A 20,877-nucleotide genomic window follows, 5' to 3' on the forward strand; every position below is an offset into this window, starting at 1 on the left:
ATTGTTGCTTTAATGCCATTTGTTCTTTCTCATCATTGACTAGTTGATTGAAGCGCAAGGTTGCCGACTCCTGCGGGACGAGCGGTCAGGTGAGACCCTTAATGGCGCGAAGCGGCAAGGGGCTCACCGGTCGCCCCGCGGAAAGCGAGCAACCTGGAGCGGAAATCAACATCTCTCAAAAGCAACAAAGCATAATAGAAAATGCCTCTAACAGGGCCAGAAGTGCAAAAAAACCTTCTTTCCAATAGAGGAAGAAGGCATAGGAAAAATCCTAGACTTTTATTGTTTGCTCCCTCTGTCCCGGTCCTAAATTTGGATCTAGGCAGATATAAGGTTTGTGGTTAAAACTAGACAAAATTAGTGCAGTTCCACATGGATACCGCCTACAACATTATTTTATCACGGACTTTCCTTAAGTAGAAGGAAATTCGATATCAGCTGAATAGATGGAGTGAACGACGCCATGATCGTCTTCTAACAGCAAAACACCTTCTTCAGTAATCCCTTTTGCATAACCTGTGATCGCTCCTGTTATCGATCTTGCTGTGATTCGTTTTCCTAAACTGAACGCACGAGATTCCCATAACAGCTTGATCACACCAAAACCGTTCTCCAAATATTGATGGTATAGCGTTTCGATCTCTTGAAGAAGCACACCAATCACTTCAGCTCGCTTGTATGTTTGTCCGCCTTCAATGGCTAGACTTGTAGCGATCTCACTGATCTCATCAGAAAAGTGGTGTCGTTCTTGATTCACGTTGATCCCGATGCCGACGATGACCGAATGAATGGAATCAGCTTCAGCTTGAAGTTCTGTTAAGATACCAGCTGATTTTTTACCGCTGATCAAAATGTCGTTCGGCCATTTGATCGCTGCTTCAATACCTGATACTTTTTCGATCGCTTTTGAAACAGCTACCGCTATCAGCAATGTTAGCTGTGGAGCTTTTTGCAGAGGAATGTTAGGCTTTAAGATCAAGCTCATCCAAACACCTGTTCCTTTAGGAGATTGCCATGCTCTTCCTAACCTTCCTCTCCCACCTGTCTGTTCATCGGCAAGTACAATGCTTCCTTCAACCGCACCATCTCTTGCAAGAGCATGGGCGATCTCTTGTGTACTATTTACTGATTCTCTGTACGTGATCTTCTTACCGAATGTTCCGTCACCCGTGTAAAGTGACACTTCTTCTGCTGTTACTGCATCAGGAGATGTGATCAATCGATATCCTCTTTTTTGTACAGCTTCGATCGTATACCCGTTCTTACGCAGTTCTGATATGTGTTTCCAGATCGCCGTTCTCGAACAATCCAGTCTGTTTGAGATCTCTTGACCTGAAACAAACTTTCCTTCTTGCTCTGTAAGCATGTGCAACAATGCTTCTTTCATCATGGCTCCCACCTTTTTACCCAATCCTTTAGTGTGGATGTGTTGAGTGTTAGATCACCGTCAACGATTTTTTTCTCCATCTCTTCTAAAAGCTTTCCTAACCAGATGCCTGGTTCACGATTAGTGATCTCTAAAATATCCTCACCATCTAGTGGAATATCTTTTCTAGATGTGATCGGTATCTCGCAATATCGCTGATGAAGCTGTTCTTTCAGGTCAGCATAGTCTTTCTGTTTCATCGCACTTTTTAACGTGATGCTTGATAAAGCCGTCTCTAAGCCATAGCGGTACAAATCCATCTGGCTCCAAGCATCAATCTCATAAGCGGACTTTAACTCTTCCACTTTTTTAATCTTATGATTTGGAAGTTTCCAACTTTTTAAGAACGCTCTGCCATCACTTATATCCGATAATAACAAGATCGCTGTCCATCGTTGTTCATCGGATTCTAGCGTGTTCCAATAGAAATCCTTAAAAAGTTCGTTCTGTTTTTCTTTCAGCTCGGTAGGCAAATGATTTAAAACAGAGGTTTTCTTCATAAATTCGAGAACATCACCCGCTTGTTCACCTTGAAGCAGTTTGATAAATTCGATAGAAATTCGTTCTGTAGAGATACGCTTTAGCAAATGAGCTTTTTCTTTGATCGCATCAATGGTCTTTTTTTCGATCGCCATGTTAAATACACTCATAAACCGGCATGCTCTCATGATACGAAGAGGATCTTCTGAAAAGCGCAGATTCGGATCTCCAACAGTCCGAATCTGCTCTTTCTTTAGATCTTCACGCCCTCCAAAATGATCGATCAACTGAAAAGAAGTATCCATGGCCATTGCATTGAAGGTGAAATCTCTTCTAGAGAGATCTTCTTTCAGGTCATCGACAAACCACACTTTTGACGGTCTTCTATAATCCTTATACTCATCTTCTTTTCTGAACGTTGTAACTTCATAAGACACAGAATCGTGTCTCACGATAACCGTTCCGTGTTCGATACCGACCGGAATGGTCTTAGGAAATATTCGCTGAACGTCTTCTGGTCTAGCAGAACTCGCAATATCGATATCTTTGATGTGACGCTGAAGTAAGAGGTCTCGTACACAACCTCCAACAAAATAAGCGCTGAAGCCTTCTTCTTCCAACCTCTTTAATACCGGCAATGCGTTTTCGAACATCTCGTTCATACTGAACGATCCTCTATCAACGAATAATAAATATCTTCATAGATCGAGACGATTTTGTCAGATAAGAAGTTCTCTTTTACATGTCTAACGGAATTTTCTCTGAACGCCATTAATTTTTCTTCATCCTGTAGCAGAGCTATCGCTTTTTCGGCTACTGATTCTGGAGACCCTAGCTCCACCATATAACCAGTCTCGCCATCAACGATCACCTCTGGAATTCCACCGATATTGGTTCCGATAACAGGTACACCGCATGCCATCGCTTCTAGAAGTACGAGCCCAAAGCTTTCTTTTTCAGAAAGAAGGAGCTTCAGATCGCAGATAGAGAACAGTTCGCCGACATTCTCTTGTTTGCCCAAGAACAACACATCATCTTCAATATCGAGCTCACGCACAAGTTCGCATGCCGTTGTTAATTCCGGACCGTTTCCGATCAACAATAGCTTTGAAGTAAGCTCTTTTCGGATGAGAGCGAACGACTTGATCACATCTTCTAACCTTTTTACTTTTCTAAAATTCGAGATATGAACGATGACTTTTTCGTTCTCATCAATTCCGTACGTTTGTCTTAATTCAGCATTGTTGCTTCTTCTGTAATACACTCTTTCATCTACAAAGTTATGTACAGGGATGATATCTTTGTTGATATTCAACAACTTTAACGTATCTGCTTTCAGTTGATGTGAAACCGATGTGACGACATCCGATTTCTCGATACCGAACTTGATCATTTCACTAAGTGAAGGATCGTAGCCGAGTACCGTAATGTCTGTTCCATGTAAGGTTGTAACGATCTTCATCTCATCGTTAAGCATCTGTTTGGCCAATACCGCACAAACGGCATGAGGAACAGCATAATGAACATGAAGAAGATCAAGCTTTTCTCGTTTTGCCACTTCTGCCATCTTGCTCGCTAAAGCTAGATCATATGGCGGATATTTAAACACAGAATAATGGTTTACTTCTACTTCATGAAAGAAGATGTTGGGATAAAATTTTCCTAGACGAAAAGGAACACTTGATGTAATAAAATGAATCTCGTGTCCTTTTTCAGCTAATAGTTTTCCTAGTTCTGTCGCAACCACCCCTGATCCGCCTACGGTCGGATAACAGGTGATGCCGATTTTTAACTTCATAGACTTTCTCCTTATAGATGGTTAGTTATATACGTTTGTTCGGGAATGAACCCTTCTGCATAACTGACACCAGCTTCAAGACCAAACAGTTTGTCGCGGGATTCCACACGTTCGATGTAACCATTCGTCAGCGGTGTATCGATGCTATCCAGTGTTTTCACAAACTGAGACGGATAAGCTTTCAGTGCCTCGATCTTCGCTTTATAAGACCCCGTTACATCGACAAAGAGCTGTGGTCTCTTTGCACTGTTGATCATGTAATAAAATATATTTTTTACTTTGTGTGAAGGCAGAAGTTTCGGATCTTGAATATTTTTTATGCCAGCAGAAAAGACTGCTTCTTTTACGAGACGTGCGCAGTTTCCGTGGTCTGGATGCCGATCGACCCAATAGGGAGCGAAAACATATTGCGGCTTATGCTCACGAATCACGGACACGAGCTTTAAAATATAGTCTTCTTGCATGTATAGTCCACGGTCAGGCAGCTGTAAATTACTTCTTGTATTTACGCCTAAAAGTTCTGCTGCTCTTTCAGCCTCTTTTTTTCGGATGTCGACGGTACCGTTCGATGACAGTTCTGCTTCTGTTAAGTCGCAGATGATCACGTTACGTCCTCTCTCTGTTTCTGCTTTAATCGTCGCACCCATGCCGATCTCGACATCATCTGAATGTGCGCCAAAAGCAAGCCAGCTTTCTAAGGTCATTTTTTCTCTGACTCTCTTTCATCTATTATTTTTCTCCAATCGAGATCTCCTCGTTCAAGTGAACGAATAAAAAGCTCTGCTGATGCCAAGTTCGTTGCAAGCGGAATCTGATACACATCACATAAACGCATCAGTGCTGATACGTCAGGCTCATGAGGCTGTGCGGTCAAAGGATCTCTAAAGAACAGTACAAGATCAAGATCGTTTTCAGCGATCAACGCTCCGATCTGCTGATCGCCTCCTAGTGGACCCGATTGAAAACGTTTGATATCAAGCCCCGTCGCTTCGTTTATTTTAAATCCTGTTGTTCCTGTCGCAAACAGTGTATGATCCTTTAAGATCGGTGCGTATGCGACGGTAAAATTGATCATATCGTTCTTTTTCTTATCGTGCGCAATAAGAGCTATTTTCATAGTATCCCCTCTTATTCCATAATATTTTCAAGGCCGTATACAAGACCTTCAATGTTCATTACACTTTCTACTGCAAGTCGGACCCCTGGCATGAATGAAGTTCTGTTCATAGAATCATGACGGATCGTCAAGACTTGACCCTCACCACCGAAGATGACTTCTTGGTGTGCGACCAGTCCAGGTAATCTTACACTATGAATACGGATCCCTTCTAGTTCAGCGCCTCGTGCTCCTTTAAGATCTTCTCTTTCATCAGGATGACCTTGTCTCTTTTCTTCTCGCACTTCTGTGATCAGTTGTGCTGTTTTTAATGCTGTTCCTGAAGGCGCATCCAGCTTTTGATCATGATGCTTTTCGATGATCTCGATATCCGGAAAATATTTCGCTGCCATTTGAGAAAACTTCATCATTAAGATCGCACCGATCGCAAAGTTTGGCGCGATGATCGCACCTGTTTGTTTTTCCTCAGCTAACGCTTTTAGCCGCTCGAGATCTTCATTTGAAAATCCGGTTGTTCCGATCACCGTGCGCAGACCATGCTTTAGAGCCAGTTCAAGATGTTTTTTGCCGATATCTGGTCGTGTAAGATCAACAACGACATCCGCTGCAATAGAAGCAAGGCAGTTTTCCATATCATCATACACTGGTGCCTCCATAGATCGCGGTGCACCTGGCAGATCTTTTACTTGAAGACCGTCATTCTTTGAATCTACAGCTGCCACAAGTTCAAAATGAGGAGTTTCCTCGATCATCTTCAAAGCTTCATGACCCATCTTTCCTCGTGGTCCTGCAAGTATGATACGAATATTATTCATGAGTAGTCTCTCCTTCTTTTTTTGTCCATCTGTCTTTGTCACGTGTTTCAAACTTATGCATAACGGTTTTCAACGCATCATCTAGATCTATATTCAAGGAATTCGCAAGACAGATCAAAACAAAGAACATATCTCCAAGCTCTTCTTCGACCGACTTCTTATCCTCTGTAGATTTCTTCGGTTTCTCTCCATAGTGATGATTCACTTCACGGGCAAGTTCACCTAATTCTTCTGTTAATCGTGCAAGCATAGCTAAAGGACTGAAATAGCCTTCTTTAAACTGTGATATGTATTGATCTACAACGTCCTGACTCTCTTTTAATGTACGATTGGCCATGATGTTGACACTCCTCATTCAATATTAGTCTTCTTTATGTTATCGGTATTTTTTCTGTTTGACAAATTTCATGAAATTTCGCTTATAATAGGAAGGCATGACTAAAAACAACCTCAGTATTTTTGTAGAAAGTAGGCCTCCTATGACTTATCCAATCAAACTAAAAAATATTTTATTCATCTTACTAGGTGCCGCCATCTTTTCGTTCGGAATCGTTCACTTTAATATGACGAACAATTTAGCAGAAGGTGGATTTACAGGGATCACGCTGATTCTCTATTTTCTTTTTTCAATCGATCCTTCTTATTCTAACCTGGCACTCAACATTCCTTTGTTCTTTGTCGGCTGGAAGCTGCTTGGCAGAAACGCTTTCATCTATACGATCATCGGAACAGTTGCCGTATCGGTATTTTTGTTTATCTTTCAGCGTTTCTCATTCGTTACGATCAACCTTAAAGAGGACATGACACTCGCTGCATTATTTGCTGGTGTTTTTATCGGAGTCGGACTAGGAATCATCTTTCGCTTTGGTGGAACGACTGGCGGTGTGGATATCATCGCGAGACTCGGTCATAAATTTTTAGGCTGGAGCATGGGTAAGACGATGTTCATCTTTGATTTCGTGGTTATCGTTATCTCGTTGGTATATTTAAACTATAAAGAAGCGATGTACACACTCGTTGCTGTATTCATCGGTGCACGTGTGATCGACTTTATGCAAGAAGGCGCTTATGCTGGCAAAGCCGTCATGATCTTTTCTGATAAAAATACAGAGATCGCAGCAGACATCATCAAAGAATTGGACCGTGGTGCGACCATCTTAAACGGTAAAGGTTCTTTTACAGGAAATATTCGTGAAGTACTTTACTGCGTTATCGCTAAGAACGAAATCGTCCGCATCAAGCAAGTGATCGAGCGCATCGATCCGCATGCTTTTGTTACGGTAAATGACGTCCATGAAGTGATCGGCGAAGGTTTCACTCTAGATGCAGATAAGAATCCGATAGGCAGATAGAAAAAAGCTCCCGATTATGTATCGGGAGCTTTGTTGTTAGTATCATATTAATCGTCTTGGTTCATCCCTAAGAACATGAAGATGAATCGTGCAAGTTCTAGTAACGCTACTAGTGCACCAGCTACATAAGTTAAGGCAGCAGCGTTTAGTACTTTACGTGCTCCTCGCTCTTCGTTGTTACGGATAAGACCCGTCGAAACGATCTGGTCCATCGCACGAGAGCTTGCATTGAACTCTACCGGCAGAGTAACGAACTGGAACAATACAGCTACTGACATGAAGATGATCCCTAGAAGGAACATGTTCATAGAGCTTAAAAGCATACCACCAAGAATCAATAGAAACGAAAAGTTAGATCCGATGTTAGCTACAGGAACGAGCGCATGTCTGAAGCGTAAGAACGCATATCCTTCTGCATCTTGAATCGCATGCCCCACTTCATGGGCTGCAACCGCTGCACCTGCAATCGAACTTCCGTAATAGTTATCTTCAGATAAACGAACTACTTTGCTGCGAGGGTCGTAATGATCAGATAACATCCCTCTGACTGGCTCTACTTGAACACTGTAAAGTCCATTTTGGTCTAAGATCTCTCTGGCAACTTCTGCACCCGTCTTACCTGTGCTGTTACTCACTTTTGAATACTTTTTGTACGTGCTTTTCACTCGCATCTGAGCCCAGATTGGAACGATAAGCAAAATTGCGAAGTAGATTAAAAATCCACCCATCGTTGGCATTCCTCCATATAAAAAGCTTTTGATACTCTCATTTTACGTTTTCAGCTCACAGTTTGTCAAAGAATACGCATGACTCATGACCCATTACCGTTTATCCGGCACTCGCAACTCATCCTGCTGATCACCTTTGTATTTTCTCCATCCTACGTAAGCTAGTGTTGATGATATGATTCCACCGATTGAAAATATTAGCCAAAAGAGTGACGGTTCTGAGTTATCTTTTTTCGCGAAGAACAGTGCTTCAAAGTCAGCAGCCGCTGTCTCAAGCTGTTTTTGATGAGCAGTATCTCTAAGTATTTGACTGCGGTTCGTATCTACGTAAGAAACGTGTTCATCAAGCTTTTGAAGATCTTCATCTTTCAGGTCGACCATGAGTGCCGGTCTGACCGTTTCGTACCGCTCGAGTAAAAGGTTAGCCGCTTGATGAAAGGCGACTGAATCATCCTCACTGATTTCTTTTTCCATCGTAATAAAAGGCTCAAGCATCATCAGCCCTGTTTTTTTCCATAACGGTTCATAATCAGTCTGAAGGGCATCCACTAATAGTCGAACCTCTGTAAGCTTGTTCAGCTTTTTTTCTTTTGACCATTCGGGATTCTGAAGAGTAGACACAGCATCTCTGAACGTATATTCAACGAGACGCTTCTGTTCCGGTCTCAAAGACAAGACATCTTCTATATGAATGATGTTGGCGGAAGTAAACTGCAGCACACCAGCAGCTTCTTCATACCGTTCTATCTTACCAAGCTCCCAGATCTCACTCGTTAGTTCATTGATCTCAGACCAATCCTTCGTTTCTGTATGATTTGACGCAAGTGCTGGCAAAGCAAGTCCAAAAACCATACAAAGAACCATCAATGCCCATCCAAACCTTCTCATCCGTTGTCCCTCCTGTACCCTTATACTTAAAACGTATGAGAACTGGGACAAGGATAGACCTATAATTAAGGATTGGGAGTGTGCTTTATGCTTTTCTCATTTTCCAAACAATGAAGATTGAAAGTGCAGACAACCAAAAGGTTAAGTATCCGATCATATCTTGATACGGGTCAAGAATGTCATATCTCGGCATCATATCAAACACATAGTCGATGATCTCGTTATGAAAAAGGACAAGAGCAGCAAGCGTTACGTGCCAACCCTTGATCTTATAGAACGGAGCATAAAGCAGCCCTTGAACAGCCATGCCAAGGTGTGAAAAGATCAGCATGTAGTTAATCAGATCAAGAGGCGTTCCAACAAGAGCACCACCAAGATTCATTCCAACAGCCCATATGCCATACTTAAAAAGCGTCGCAACAGCCAATGCTTCGATCACACCATTCTGTTTATCCCTCAAAAACCCGATGATAACAAAAACAAAAAACAAAGAGGCCGTCGGACTATCGGGGACGAACGGCAAAAAGTACCAAGGTGTCTCTTGCAGCTGATACAGGTACCAATAATAGCCATAGATCGTGCCTAGTATGTTGATTAAAAGAAGTGCTAGTAAAAACATTCGATCCATGATGATCGTTCGAATCCAGGACATAATCACATACTCCTTTTTTCTAAGTTCAGAAAAAAAGCCGGCCCATACCGAGCCGGCTTCTACCATTTACTTTTGTTCTAGTTTTGAGATGAATTCTGCTAATTGTTTTAGCTCATCATCAGAACCTTTAAACGCATTCGGCGGCATGCCTGGCGGCTTACCTTCTTTTGCGATCTTCATGATTTCTTCAGGCTTCAATCCTGTACCGATCAATGAAGGTCCTGATGCTCCACCTGATAACGTGTTACCATGGCAGCCTACGCAGCTCTGCTGTTGGTAGATCTTGTAGCCAGGGTCGTTTTCATCAAAACTTACATCAACGATCTTACCTTGAGTCTTCGCTTTTTCCCAATCGTGCGTCACAACAGATTCCCATGTTAAATATGTAACAGAGATCAAACCTAATAACATTAATCCAGTTGCGATTGGACGTTTAGAAGGACGTCGCTCCAACCCTTTGTCTAAGAATGGCGCAAGCATTAACGCACCAAATGCTAGACCCGGTATAATAACAGTACCGATAAGAACATAATCCCCTGCCGCATACTTGTACTTCAGAAGCTGGTATAAAAATAGGAAGTACCAGTCTGGTAGAGGAATATATCCAGCATCGGTAGGATCTGCTTTTTTCTCCAAAGGAGATTCATGGACGATTGTTAGTATGAGGTATCCGATCAAGAATACGGCTCCTACCATCCATTCTTTTAAAAGAAAGTTTGGCCAGAACGCTTCCGTTTTTCCCGGAAACTCCGAATAGTCTTTAGGAATATTCGGCTTGCGCTCAGCAGGGACACGTGAGTCACCGACAAACTTCATTCCTTTACCGCGATGCATATATTTCCCTCCTTTGCTCTTATGAAACTTTTAATCTTATGTTTGTTCTTACAACGGTCCGGAAATACCTTGTTTACGGATCATTAAGAAATGGGCACCCATCAAGCCTAACAATGCTGCAGGAAGGAAGAATACGTGAATCGCAAAGAAACGCGTGAGCGTCTGTGCTCCGATAATCTCTCCGCCGGCAAGGAATGTCTTCGCGATCGGACCGACAACAGGAATCGTCATAGCGATCTCAATTCCTACCTTAGTCGCAAATAGCGCTTTCATATCCCAAGGCAATAGATAACCTGTAAAACCTAAACCTAACATAACAAAGAAAATAAGTACTCCAACAACCCAGTTTAATTCTCTTGGCTTCTTATAAGCTCCCTGGAAAAATACGCGCAATGTATGTAGAAACATCATTACGATAACAAGGCTCGCGCCCCAGTGGTGCATTCCGCGTACGATCACTCCAAATGCCACTTCATTTTGCAGGTAATATACGGATTCCCAAGCATTCACGATATCAGGCACATAGTACATCGTTAAGAACATACCTGAAAGAATTTGGATAACCGTGATGAAGAAAGTTAATCCACCGAAACAGTAAACGAACGCAGAAAAATGATGTGCGGGGTTTACGTGTTCAGGTACTTCATGGTCTGCAACATCTCTCCAAAGCGGCGTAATATCCAGGCGTTCATCTACCCAGTCATAAATCTTTTGTAGCATTCATTACGCCCCCTTTCTTGGTTTTGCCTTTCCTAAATAAAGCTTTCCATCTTTCACCTGGCTGTCATATACATCAAGCGGTGCAAGAGGTGCAGTTCCCTTAACATTCGTTCCATCCTTCGTATAACGGCCTAAGTGGCAAGGACAGAAGAACTGGTTAGGGTGCGATGGATCTGTATTCCAGTCTACCGTACAACCTAGATGTTTACAGATTGGAGAAAGTGCGATAATATCACCATTCTTCGCTTTATAAACCCAGGCAGATTGAGTGACATCAGACTCGTACCAGCCATCTTTTTGTTTGATTTTAAAATCGAAACGCTTTGGTTCGTTCGCGATCTCTTCCATGCTCGTAACCGCTACCAATTCTTGATCTGTTCCCTCTTTTAGAATCGGATCAAGGGCGAAACGGACCATTGGCATAAGCATGCCGGCAGCCATAAATCCGCCTACGCCAGTTAATGTGTAGTTTAAGAACTGACGTCTTGAAATATCTTCCTTTGACATTGTTTTCCCCCCCTTATGCTGTAAATGACGGTCCATCCGGACTTTTACACACATATTACTAGGACATAAACATGATAGCTTATGTTGTCTTTTAATGTCAATATGACATGTGGTAAATATTACGAATTTATACTTCTCTGCCAATCGTTGAAAATGAGCTGAAACAACGGTTTTACCTGCTCTTTTATCACCTCAAGTCTATACTTCTCGTCCATGGTTTCTAGCGGCAGAGCGGGAACCCAGAATAATTGACCCGAAAGTTGCTGTTCGAACTCTTTCCAATACACATCACTTGTCATAAGAAAGATATGTTTAAAATGTCCCGAGTTTTTTACGTGCTCTAAGAAACTAGTTAATAGATCAAGAGAACTTTCATTCTTTACATATGTAAAATTAGGTGATAAAAACAGCCTGCCATGCAGCTGACGCTCGATCTCTGATGTTAATAGTTCTGTATACTCAGACATCGTCACACTGGATTTGAACTCGTGGGAGAAACTGACTGGCGTTAACGGTATGAGAATCGAGTCCACATACTCACCAGATTTTAAGAACACATCTGCGTCTTTCGTTTTCCATTTCATAAAAAATCTCCTTACTTGGTATGTACTGCTTCTTATCGTACCATATTTCTTTGGCTGGTAATGAGTTTCGCATTGAAAATATGTAGATTTATAGATGTCGAAATAAGTCTAGGAATGTCGACTCGCGGATAAAAGCGCAAAACTTCTGGATAAAGTGACCAAACTTTTGGATTGCAGGCTAAAACTCGTGGATTCAAAGCATGAATTTGTGGATTGGGTGCCAAACAAGCTTGGTGAAGTCCGCCAATAACGTCTGCACCCGTCAGCACATGAGCGACATATCGCACAAAAAAGACGACTCTTTTTTTTAGAGTCGCCTTCACACAACTAGGATGGCTGTTTTTCTAAATTTTTTAGTTCATTCGTCCATTTTGTAAAGCTGTCATAATCCTTTTGGTCTAGTGCGGCATCAATCTTTGCCATAATATCATTCTTACGGTACGTTTCAATCGACTTCTCTAATACCATTTCCGCCCATATGCCGTATTTTTTGTCCATCGACATATTCTGAGGCAAGTGCGGATTCTCTTCTAATACAGAAGCGTACTCGGGCGTCAGACGTGATGCGTTAAAATTAAGTTCAAGATAGATCTCTTCTTCTTGATTCAAGCGGATGTCGTGAAATGATTTTTCGGCATCAGTCGTTAGAACATTTTGCTTGTAAAAACGGAATGGAACTCCGTCTGTGCATTGAGTTGACATGATTATGGCCTTTGGACAATATTCAGCTTTCTCTACAAAATGTACCTTCTCCATCAGTTGGTCATCACTAACTAGATAGTTTAATAACCAAACACATTCGCGCTTCTTTAACTGATAATGATTAAGGAACCATTTGATAAAATCCTTTTTTTCAAGGACCGAAACGGTGCTGCTCATTGCAATCCCCCCATCATTCAAAAACACGTCATCTTGATACTAAATATATTCTCTCACTGCTCGTAAAATCCTTCTTCACTTCAGAAAGTTTTAAAAATCTTCCAGACGATTCAAAACATCCTCAATATCGTCTCGTTCAGGGCTTTGGTTCAACAAATTCTGCAGAATGCTCTTCGCTTTCTTCTGCTCTCCTTCCTCGATGAGGAAGTATGCATATTCTTCTAAGAACACAGGGTCCTCCGTAAACAACATAGAAGCTTTTTCGAACCATTTTGCAGCCTCAGTATAATTCTCGGTTTCTTTATTTGCTGTAGCTAGATGCCAGTACATGAGCGGTATCTCTTCTTTCGTTTCAGCCAGAGACTTATAGAGACTGAGCAGATCTTCAAATCGTTCTTCACGAATATACTGATCTCCTAACCGCAAGAGTGGTTCGATCCGTGTTGGATTGATTTCAAGTGCTTGTTTCACCCACTGTTCACCTTGATCAGGGTTGTGGAGTTTATAAGCTAACCTTGCAGCTTGCAGATAGATGTTTTCGTTATGTTCATCTCTTTTTAATCCTTCTGAGATAACATCGTACGCCTCAGTTAGTGCTCCTTCTTCTTCATATGCTTCAGATAGAACGCTATAAAGGGTCGTATAATCAGGATCCATGTCTTTTAGTTCTTCAAGACTTGCGATCGCTTCTTTAAACTCACCTGCTTTAAAGGCCGTTACTCCATGACCAAATAAGCTGTAAAGATCTTTGTGGTGATCCAGACCTTTTCTGTAGAATGGAAGTGATTCTTCAAACTTACCTGCTCTGCTTAATGCTTCGGCATATCGTAATGTAACATCTTCTATTTCAGCTTTTTCATCAATCGCTACTTTTAATAGTGGCAAACTTGAATCGAATTTACCTTGCCTTAAATAAAAATCACCTAAAGCATAAGCAAGTACAGGATGTTTCTGGTCCTTTTGATGCGCTTCTGTAAGCTTACGTTCTGCTACTTCTGTCAGTCCAAGACTTTCATACAGATCTGCTTGAAGAATTAGTGCTCTAAGATATTCATCATCGTCTTCATTTACTTGATCTAAATACTCGATCGCTTTCTCATCCATTCCTTCGTCTAAGCAGCATTCTGCAATAGAAACGAGCAGTTCGCCGTCCCCAGGATACTTTTTTAGCAACTCATTAAAAAGGTTCATCGCTTCTGTTGTATGGCCCCAGTTGAGGTAAACTTCGGCGATCTCAAACTTTTCTGGATCTAGAGCTTTTTGTTTTATTTTATCTAAAAGCGACATTCCTTTTTCAACGTCACCATGTTCAACAAGCCTGATTGCATCTTGGATTTCGTTCACTGATAAAACTCCCTTATCCCTTGTATTCTTGTGCCTATTATACACGAGATACGAGAGATTCTCCAAAACGACGAGGCTTTACTACGATAATTTCTTTACCAAACCCTTGATGAGTTTCTGGAAGATTCTCAGTAAATACGATTTTGCCTCTTACGATTACAGCTTGGAGCGTATCACCTATTGCATCTGTACGATAGATGCAATAGTCAGCATCACTGCCTGTGAACAGACCTCCTTTTACAGGATATAGCCCAAGCATTTTTAAACTTGGTAACGAGATTGTTTCTGTTTCACACAGATCTTGAAAAAGGGTTGGGATCTGATGTTTGACCGATAGCTCGTTCCATTTTCTTTGCCACGTGTTCTTCAACTTCTGATCTATGTTCGCTGGAAAGGTTGGAAAGATTACAGTACCATAATTGAAATTAGCTTCACTGATCCTCTCCCAGATCACATGTGTTAACTGAGCAAAATCTTTACAGATCAACTGGATGAACGGGATTTTCTGTTTTCTGCAAAAACTCATCATTTGTGGTGTGATCTTTTCTGGAGACATGCTTAGACCGATGCAATAGTCTATTGAACTGGATATTAACAGATGCCTCGTTCGCTTCAACTCTGTTTCTGCTTCATGCAGATAGTTGACTTCAGCAGAGACTAAGAGCGTAGTCGTGCCGCTTCTAACTCTCTCGCTAAGGGTCTGTCTTACCTTTTCGATAGGCAATCTATTCAATGACATAAGAGGACTGATATGCCCAGGAATCATCTTTAAACCATGCAAAGACATCTTCATCACATTCATTCTAAGAGGGCCCTGTGAGACATAGGAGATTTTTTGAGAGTCTACTAGATAAGAAAGAACAGTATCAGTACCGAGCGATTGCAGCGGGCGCTCAATGATATATCGCATAGCTCGCCTCCTTTTTTTCTCTATAGGACAAGTTATGATAGAGATGAGAATTTTATGATAGAAAATTTAAGAGGAAACTAAAGAAGAGAACAAAAAAAGTCCTGACATGTAAGCGCTGTCAGGAAAGAATAATATGGATAGGAGTGGAGAGAAACCATATTACATTCATTATAAATAGAGCTTATTTAAAATGCAACACTTTTTTGAAAATTATGAAAATAGCCCGATATAATTTATCTTGATCGGGCTTTTTGTTGTGGGTCTTTTATTTATTTACTTTCTCTACTACAGAATCAATATACGCACCTAAGTGTTCGATGATCTCTTTGTTCTGGTCTTCTTCACCGATCGTTACTCGGATCATAGTAGGAAAACCTAATGCACTTCCTGAGCGCACGATATACCCTTTTCGTAGGAGGTAATCAAACGCTTGATCAGCATCAGATTTTACGTCGAGCAGAATAAAGTTTGCTTCAGAGGGATAGTACAACAGCCCTTTTTCATCACAGAATGAATAGAACGTTTCAAGACCTTTTCTGTTCTTTTCTTTGCATTCTAAAATAAACGTATCATCTTCTAATGCCCCGATCGCTGCAGCTTGAGCGATACGAGAAGTGTTGAAAGGCTCTCTAGCAGGCTCGATCGACTGAATGATAGAAGATTGTGCCACTCCATAACCAATTCGAAGTGCAGCTAGTCCATGAGCTTTTGAGAACGTTCTTAGAATCACTAGATTCGGATACTTATCCAAGTAATCTAGTGTGTTTGGATAATCAGCAGCTGATACGTATTCATAATAAGCTTCGTCACTTACTACGACTACATCAGACGGAACTTTTTCCATAAAGCTTACAAACTCTGACTCAGGAATATAGTTTCCCGTCGGGTTGTTCGGATTGCAAAGCCAGACGATTCTCGTATCTTGATCGATCGCCTCGAGCATACCTTCTAGGTCATGATTGCCTTTGATCAGCTCAACCTCTCTCACTTCAGCTCCTTCAATAACAGCGTTATGTCTGTATTGTGGAAAAGTAGGAGCGGCCATCACAGTATTCGTTTCAGGAGACAGATAGGCTCGGCAAAGAATTTGCACGACTTCATCTGAGCCGTTTCCGAAAATAATCTGGTCTTGTTTCACATGAAGTTGGTTTGAAAGTTTTTCTCTAAGCTCAGCTGAATAGCCGTCAGGATACACGTGAAGCTGTGATAACTCCTCGTTTATTTTCTCTTTCGCAAGATCAGAGCATCCATAAGGGTTCTCGTTTGAAGCGAGTTTTACAATTCTTTCAAGACCTAGTTCACGTTTTACTTCTTCTACTGGTTTACCTGGTTTGTAAGGTTTTAAAGATAACAACTGCTGTTTCGGCTGCATTTTCCCACTCCTTTTTAACGACTATAGACAGGCAGCAATGACTCAATATACGATTTAAACGTTTTGATCGCTTCCTCTCTGTTCGTTAGCAGGTCACTCTCGAGCTCCTCAATCTTTTTAACGATCGCACTGCCTACGATAAACCCATCACTGCTGCCATCAAACTGCTGGATCTGTTCTCGTGTAGACAGTCCGAACCCTACTAAGACTGGAACGCTGCTGTTTCGTTTCGCGGCTTTTAAGAAATCGTCCAAACCAGCTCGAAACTCACTTCTGATGCCTGTTACACCTAATGATGAGATGCAATACAAAAATCCTTCTGCCTCTCTACTGAGTCTAGCAAGCTTTTCTTCACGTGTTGTAGGTGAAACAAGCGAGATGAGAGCAAGGTTATGCTCTGAACACATCTTCTGTAGATATCCGCTTTCTTCATACGGCAGATCAGGTACTAGAACCCCATCTACACCGCTGTTCTCTGCTAACTTCAGGAAACGATTTTCTCCTAATTGTAACAAAAGATTATAATAAGTAAAGATAATTACCGGAATCTTCAATCCTCTTTCACGAAGCTTTGAAACGAGCTTTACCGTTTTCTCAAGATTCATGTTTTGTGACAAACCTCTCATACCCGCTCGTTGAATAACAGGTCCATCAGCTAAAGGATCTGAATAGGGAACACCCAGCTCGAGAGCGTGTGCTCCACACTCTTCTAGAGCGAGTGCCAGTTCAATCGTTGCTTCTTCACATGGATCACCAGCCATGATATACGGAGTGAAGCGATAATCTGAAGATTGCTGAAAAACTTCCCATCTCTTATTCATACTCATTTCCCCCTTCTTCAAATTCCATCAATGTATGAACATCTTTATCGCCTCTTCCAGATAAACAGACGACTACATGTTGATCTTTTTGCATTTTTTTAGCGAGCTTCAGACTATATGCTACGGCGTGTGCACTCTCTAACGCACATAGGATACCTTCGTTCTCACATAAAAGCTTCAAAGCGTGTAATGCTTCTTCATCTGTGACTGCTTCATAAGTTACTCTTTTTGTCTCATGCAGGTAAGCATGCTCTGGTCCTATTCCTGGATAATCAAGTCCTGCTGAGATCGAGTATGGTTCTGTAATCTGTCCTTCGCTCGTTTGCAGAAGCTTTGTCAACGAACCGTGAATCACACCATTCGACCCTTTAGATAACGTTGCCGCATGCTGAGCAGTCTCAACGCCCATCCCTGCAGCCTCTATGCCATACAGAGGTACATCTTTCTCAATAAACGGTGCGAACATGCCGATCGCATTACTGCCGCCGCCCACACATGCAACAACAGCATCAGGAAGTTTTCCTTGTTGGATCTCTTTAAACTGGCTCTCTGTTTCATGACCGATCACTTGCTGAAATTCTTTGACCATCTTCGGGTATGGATAAGGTCCTACAGCTGATCCGATGAGATAGAATGTGTCTTCGACCGCAGCAACCCATTCCCGGATCGCCTCATTAGTTGCATCTTTTAATGTTTGGCTGCCACTCGTTACCTCTATCACTTCTGCTCCTAACAGTTTCATGCGAAACACATTTAAAGCTTGTCTTCTTATATCTTCTTTTCCCATATAAACTTTACAAGATAATCCGTACTTAGCAGCTACTGTCGCTGCTGCTACGCCATGCTGACCCGCTCCAGTTTCAGCGATGATCTTTTTCTTACCCATCCTTACAGCCAAGAGCGCCTGCCCGATGGCGTTATTGATCTTATGTGCCCCTGTATGGTTAAGGTCTTCTCTTTTTAAATAGATGGATGCTCCGCCGTTCGACTCACTCAATCGATCTGCTTTTGTTAATGGAGTCGGACGTCCTGAATAAATCGCAAGTTCTTTTTGAAAAAGCTCATTAAATTCTTGATCTTGGATGGCTTCGTTGAAAGCTGTCTCAAGCTCTTCGAGTGCAAACATGATTGTTTCTGGTACGTATTTTCCGCCGAACACTCCATATCTTCCTCTATGATCAGGTACTGTTGCTGTAGTCATCTCATAATCATCCTTTCAAGAGTTTCTATTTTTTTTACGCTTTTTTTGCCATTTTCTTCGATACCACCACTTAAATCGATTCCGTGTGGATGAAGTTTCATCAGTTCAGAAACATTTTCTGGTTTGATTCCGCCAGCTATGAAACACGTAACTCCTATCCCATCTGATGCTTTCATCATGTTAGGAACTTCCTCCCACGAAAACGGAATTCCGGTTCCTCCGAATTGACCTTTAGAAACAGAATCTATAATAAGTCCATCTGCCGCTTTTCCATATAACTCTATTCTTTTAAAGATGCTTTCACTAAAAGGAAGTGCTTTATAAATTTCTTTGTTGCAATGAACTCTTATTTCCTTAAGCTGATCAACCGATTCAGTTCCGTGACACTGGATGATATCGATCGGTACTGTGTTCACAACATTCTTGATTCTTTGTAGAGTTGCATTTTGAAAAACTCCCACGAGCTTTTTTGGTTTTCCGTATTTCTCGATCCAGCTGTTCACTTCTGTAGGATCGACTTCTCTCTTACTTTCAGCGAATATGAACCCGATCAGATCTGCTTTTGATTCTATGAGCAGTTTATAGTCGTCTTCAGACTGACAGCCACAATATTTAATTTGAACAGTCATGGTAAAGCTCTCTTATTTTTTTTTCAATAGAGTCCGCTCTCATCAATGTTTCTCCGATCAACATTCCGTTCACTTGGTGATCCAGCAGGCTCTTAACATCTGAAGCTGTTTTTATGCCACTCTCACTGATCACGAGGGTTTCGTTTTTAATAGACGAAAGAAGTGAAAACGTATGCTCGATATCTGTTGTGAACGTTTTAAGGTCACGATTGTTTATCCCGATCATAGAAGGATCGCAAACGCCGTAAACTTGCTCGATCTCACGAATTGAGTGCACTTCGACCAAGCACTCTAACCCGCATTCTAAAGCAAGTGCGTGGAGCGTCCCTAACCGTTCAGCCGGTAAGCATGCGGCAATCAGCAGAATCGCATCAGCTCCATGTTCTACACTCTCAATAACCTGCTTTTCATCGATGATGAAATCTTTTCTTAAGAGAGGAAGAGAAACATGTTTTCGAATATCTTTCAAATATTGAAGGTCTCCTTGAAAGAACTCTGTGTCTGTTAAGACGGATAAGCAAGCTGCTCCTGCTTTTTCATAATCTATCGCAATCTCAATTGGATTAAAATTTTCTTTAATAATTCCTTTGGATGGTGAAGCTTTTTTCACTTCGGCGATCAATGCTGGTCTTTTCACACAGTTAGCGATTCTTTTTGCAAATGGCCGATGATCCTTATCTGTAAAATCCAGCTCACCTTTTTTGAACGAAGGAAGAATAGCTACTTCTCTTTCTTTTTGTTTCAATATTTTAGTTAACATGTGCATTCGCCTCTTCTTTCGTCATCTCTTCTAGATGATCATATGCAGATTGTGATTGTAGACATTGTTTGATGATCTCCACGCCGTCTCGAATACTCGGAACTCGTTTTGATGCAAAAAGAGCGGCAGCCCCGTTCAAGATGACGATGTTTCGTGCTGATTCATTTCCTTCTCCTTGTAGGATGGAACGAATGAGTACAGCACTTTCTTTTTTGTTTGTTACGGTTAGATCATTTAGATTTCCTCGATGTAACCCTGCTTCTTCAGGTGTATAGTTGAACGAATTAATACTGTTGTTCTCCACCAAATACATCCGCGTCTCGCCAGTGATCGAAACTTCATCCAAGCCATCTTTACCTGTAACGATCAATGCGCGTTTGATCCCGAGCTTCTGAACAACTTTAGCAAGCTTTTCAGCAACTTCTTCATTACTCGCTCCAATCAGCTGATAAGCAGGTGCCATTGGGTTTAACAATGGTCCGATACAATTGAAGATCGTTCGAAATGGAAGTTGCCCTCTCAACGACGCTACTTTTTTTAGTGCCGGATGAAAATATGGAGCGTGCAGAAAAGCGATGTCGTGTTTATTCAGTTGGGAGTTCGCTTCAAAGTGGTTGCTGGCTGCTTCAATACCTAAGGCTTCTAACACATCAGAGCTACCACTTTTTGATGTGACTGCTTTGTTACCATGCTTGGCTACCTTTACTCCTAGAGAAGCGAGTATGATACTGACCGCTGTAGAGATGTTAAAAGTCGATGCTCCATCACCGCCAGTGCCACAAGTGTCCATGAGCTCACCGTGCTGGGATGAATCTGCCGCTCTAGAGAGCTTTCTGATCGCTTTAACAAAACCCACGATCTCATCGATCGTCTCGCCGCGAAAGCTCATGATGCTTAAAACAGAACTTCCTTGCGCATCTGTTACATCACCATTCGCTAATTTCTCCATAAAATAAAAAGCTTCATTTTCTGTTAGTGTTTCGTGTTTCATTATTTTTTGAATGATATTTGAAATCATATGAACACCCCTTAATCGTTTTGGTTGTTTTCTCTACAAACA

The 20,877-nt window shown here is 41.6% G+C and carries 24 protein-coding genes; 1 reads left to right on the top strand and 23 read right to left on the bottom strand.

Going from position 1 to position 20,877, the window contains the following annotated elements; translation table 11 throughout:
• Positions 1-412 precede the first annotated feature (412 nt).
• From ACNJYY_RS12815 to ACNJYY_RS12845, 7 genes are read right to left on the bottom strand one after another with little or no spacing between them, the layout of a single operon-like run.
• Positions 413-1,399, bottom strand: coding sequence for a biotin--[acetyl-CoA-carboxylase] ligase (locus ACNJYY_RS12815; RefSeq protein WP_416728822.1), 987 nt, complete (start codon positions 1,397-1,399; stop codon positions 413-415).
• Positions 1,387-2,568 (bottom strand): CCA tRNA nucleotidyltransferase, encoded by a 1,182-nt coding sequence (locus tag ACNJYY_RS12820; RefSeq protein WP_416728823.1) that lies wholly within the window; start codon positions 2,566-2,568, stop codon positions 1,387-1,389. Before ACNJYY_RS12820 ends, ACNJYY_RS12815 begins: the two co-directional genes overlap by 13 nt.
• On the bottom strand, positions 2,565-3,704 hold the full coding sequence (bshA, locus tag ACNJYY_RS12825) for an N-acetyl-alpha-D-glucosaminyl L-malate synthase BshA (protein ID WP_416728824.1): 1,140 nt from the start codon (positions 3,702-3,704) through the stop codon (positions 2,565-2,567). Before bshA ends, ACNJYY_RS12820 begins: the two co-directional genes overlap by 4 nt.
• 11 nt (positions 3,705-3,715) lie before the next feature.
• Positions 3,716-4,408 carry a bacillithiol biosynthesis deacetylase BshB1 gene (bshB1, locus tag ACNJYY_RS12830; protein ID WP_416728825.1) on the bottom strand — a complete coding sequence of 231 codons (693 nt, stop codon included), beginning with the start codon at positions 4,406-4,408 and terminating at the stop codon, positions 3,716-3,718.
• A complete protein-coding gene (gene mgsA / locus ACNJYY_RS12835) occupies positions 4,405-4,821 on the bottom strand; it encodes a methylglyoxal synthase (RefSeq protein ID WP_144699408.1) in 417 nt (138 codons plus the stop codon). Before mgsA ends, bshB1 begins: the two co-directional genes overlap by 4 nt.
• Before the next feature lie 11 nt (positions 4,822-4,832).
• Positions 4,833-5,636, bottom strand: coding sequence for a 4-hydroxy-tetrahydrodipicolinate reductase (gene dapB / locus ACNJYY_RS12840; RefSeq protein ID WP_416728826.1), 804 nt, complete (start codon positions 5,634-5,636; stop codon positions 4,833-4,835).
• Entirely contained in the window at positions 5,629-5,973 is a 345-nt protein-coding gene (locus ACNJYY_RS12845; protein ID WP_416728827.1) for a nucleotide pyrophosphohydrolase, read from the bottom strand. Before ACNJYY_RS12845 ends, dapB begins: the two co-directional genes overlap by 8 nt.
• Positions 5,974-6,115: 142 nt before the next feature.
• On the opposite strand from ACNJYY_RS12845, the gene ACNJYY_RS12850 reads away from it, so the two are divergent.
• Complete coding sequence (locus tag ACNJYY_RS12850; RefSeq protein ID WP_191753988.1) at positions 6,116-6,988, top strand: YitT family protein; 873 nt, start codon at positions 6,116-6,118, stop codon at positions 6,986-6,988.
• Between the two features lie 47 nt (positions 6,989-7,035).
• Here ACNJYY_RS12850 and ACNJYY_RS12855 read toward each other — a convergent pair whose 3' ends face one another.
• From ACNJYY_RS12855 to trpD, 16 genes are all read right to left on the bottom strand, one after another.
• On the bottom strand, positions 7,036-7,716 hold the full coding sequence (locus tag ACNJYY_RS12855) for a zinc metallopeptidase (protein ID WP_137789062.1): 681 nt from the start codon (positions 7,714-7,716) through the stop codon (positions 7,036-7,038).
• Positions 7,717-7,809: 93 nt separating this feature from the next.
• Positions 7,810-8,604, bottom strand: a complete 795-nt coding sequence (locus ACNJYY_RS12860) for a sporulation protein YpjB (protein ID WP_416728828.1) — start codon at positions 8,602-8,604, stop codon at positions 7,810-7,812.
• A gap of 85 nt (positions 8,605-8,689) precedes the next feature.
• Positions 8,690-9,256 (bottom strand): DUF1405 domain-containing protein, encoded by a 567-nt coding sequence (locus ACNJYY_RS12865; protein WP_416728829.1) that lies wholly within the window; start codon positions 9,254-9,256, stop codon positions 8,690-8,692.
• 66 nt (positions 9,257-9,322) lie between these two features.
• The gene (locus ACNJYY_RS12870; protein WP_144699398.1) at positions 9,323-10,090 is read right to left on the bottom strand and encodes a menaquinol-cytochrome c reductase cytochrome b/c subunit; all 768 of its coding nucleotides are present in this window, start codon (positions 10,088-10,090) and stop codon (positions 9,323-9,325) included.
• A 48-nt stretch (positions 10,091-10,138) separates the two neighbouring features.
• Positions 10,139-10,810, bottom strand: coding sequence for a menaquinol-cytochrome c reductase cytochrome b subunit (gene qcrB, locus ACNJYY_RS12875; RefSeq protein WP_066241815.1), 672 nt, complete (start codon positions 10,808-10,810; stop codon positions 10,139-10,141).
• A gap of 3 nt (positions 10,811-10,813) precedes the next feature.
• Positions 10,814-11,317 (bottom strand): ubiquinol-cytochrome c reductase iron-sulfur subunit, encoded by a 504-nt coding sequence (locus tag ACNJYY_RS12880; protein WP_066395637.1) that lies wholly within the window; start codon positions 11,315-11,317, stop codon positions 10,814-10,816.
• A 119-nt stretch (positions 11,318-11,436) separates the two neighbouring features.
• Positions 11,437-11,901: a YpiF family protein gene (locus ACNJYY_RS12885; RefSeq protein ID WP_416728830.1), complete on the bottom strand. Its 465-nt coding sequence runs from the start codon at positions 11,899-11,901 to the stop codon at positions 11,437-11,439.
• Between the two features lie 327 nt (positions 11,902-12,228).
• Positions 12,229-12,780 (bottom strand): ReoY family proteolytic degradation factor, encoded by a 552-nt coding sequence (locus ACNJYY_RS12890; RefSeq protein ID WP_066395641.1) that lies wholly within the window; start codon positions 12,778-12,780, stop codon positions 12,229-12,231.
• 90 nt (positions 12,781-12,870) lie between these two features.
• Complete coding sequence (locus tag ACNJYY_RS12895) at positions 12,871-14,124, bottom strand: tetratricopeptide repeat protein (RefSeq protein ID WP_416728831.1); 1,254 nt, start codon at positions 14,122-14,124, stop codon at positions 12,871-12,873.
• Positions 14,125-14,161: 37 nt separating this feature from the next.
• Positions 14,162-15,034 carry a hypothetical protein gene (locus tag ACNJYY_RS12900; protein ID WP_416728832.1) on the bottom strand — a complete coding sequence of 291 codons (873 nt, stop codon included), beginning with the start codon at positions 15,032-15,034 and terminating at the stop codon, positions 14,162-14,164.
• A 265-nt stretch (positions 15,035-15,299) separates the two neighbouring features.
• Positions 15,300-16,406 carry a histidinol-phosphate transaminase gene (gene hisC, locus ACNJYY_RS12905; protein WP_416728833.1) on the bottom strand — a complete coding sequence of 369 codons (1,107 nt, stop codon included), beginning with the start codon at positions 16,404-16,406 and terminating at the stop codon, positions 15,300-15,302.
• A gap of 14 nt (positions 16,407-16,420) precedes the next feature.
• Positions 16,421-17,227 (bottom strand): tryptophan synthase subunit alpha, encoded by an 807-nt coding sequence (gene trpA, locus ACNJYY_RS12910; RefSeq protein ID WP_416728834.1) that lies wholly within the window; start codon positions 17,225-17,227, stop codon positions 16,421-16,423.
• Positions 17,220-18,428 (bottom strand): tryptophan synthase subunit beta, encoded by a 1,209-nt coding sequence (trpB, locus tag ACNJYY_RS12915; RefSeq protein WP_416728835.1) that lies wholly within the window; start codon positions 18,426-18,428, stop codon positions 17,220-17,222. Before trpB ends, trpA begins: the two co-directional genes overlap by 8 nt.
• Positions 18,425-19,057 carry a phosphoribosylanthranilate isomerase gene (locus ACNJYY_RS12920; protein ID WP_416728836.1) on the bottom strand — a complete coding sequence of 211 codons (633 nt, stop codon included), beginning with the start codon at positions 19,055-19,057 and terminating at the stop codon, positions 18,425-18,427. The genes trpB and ACNJYY_RS12920 overlap by 4 nt, the downstream gene beginning before the upstream one ends.
• Complete coding sequence (gene trpC, locus ACNJYY_RS12925; protein ID WP_416728837.1) at positions 19,041-19,817, bottom strand: indole-3-glycerol phosphate synthase TrpC; 777 nt, start codon at positions 19,815-19,817, stop codon at positions 19,041-19,043. Before trpC ends, ACNJYY_RS12920 begins: the two co-directional genes overlap by 17 nt.
• Positions 19,807-20,835: an anthranilate phosphoribosyltransferase gene (gene trpD, locus ACNJYY_RS12930; protein ID WP_416728838.1), complete on the bottom strand. Its 1,029-nt coding sequence runs from the start codon at positions 20,833-20,835 to the stop codon at positions 19,807-19,809. Before trpD ends, trpC begins: the two co-directional genes overlap by 11 nt.
• Between the last annotated feature and the right edge of the window lie 42 nt (positions 20,836-20,877).

It is taken from the genome of Fictibacillus tiangongensis (genome assembly GCF_048083785.1).
Lineage (GTDB): Bacteria > Bacillota > Bacilli > Bacillales > Fictibacillaceae > Fictibacillus.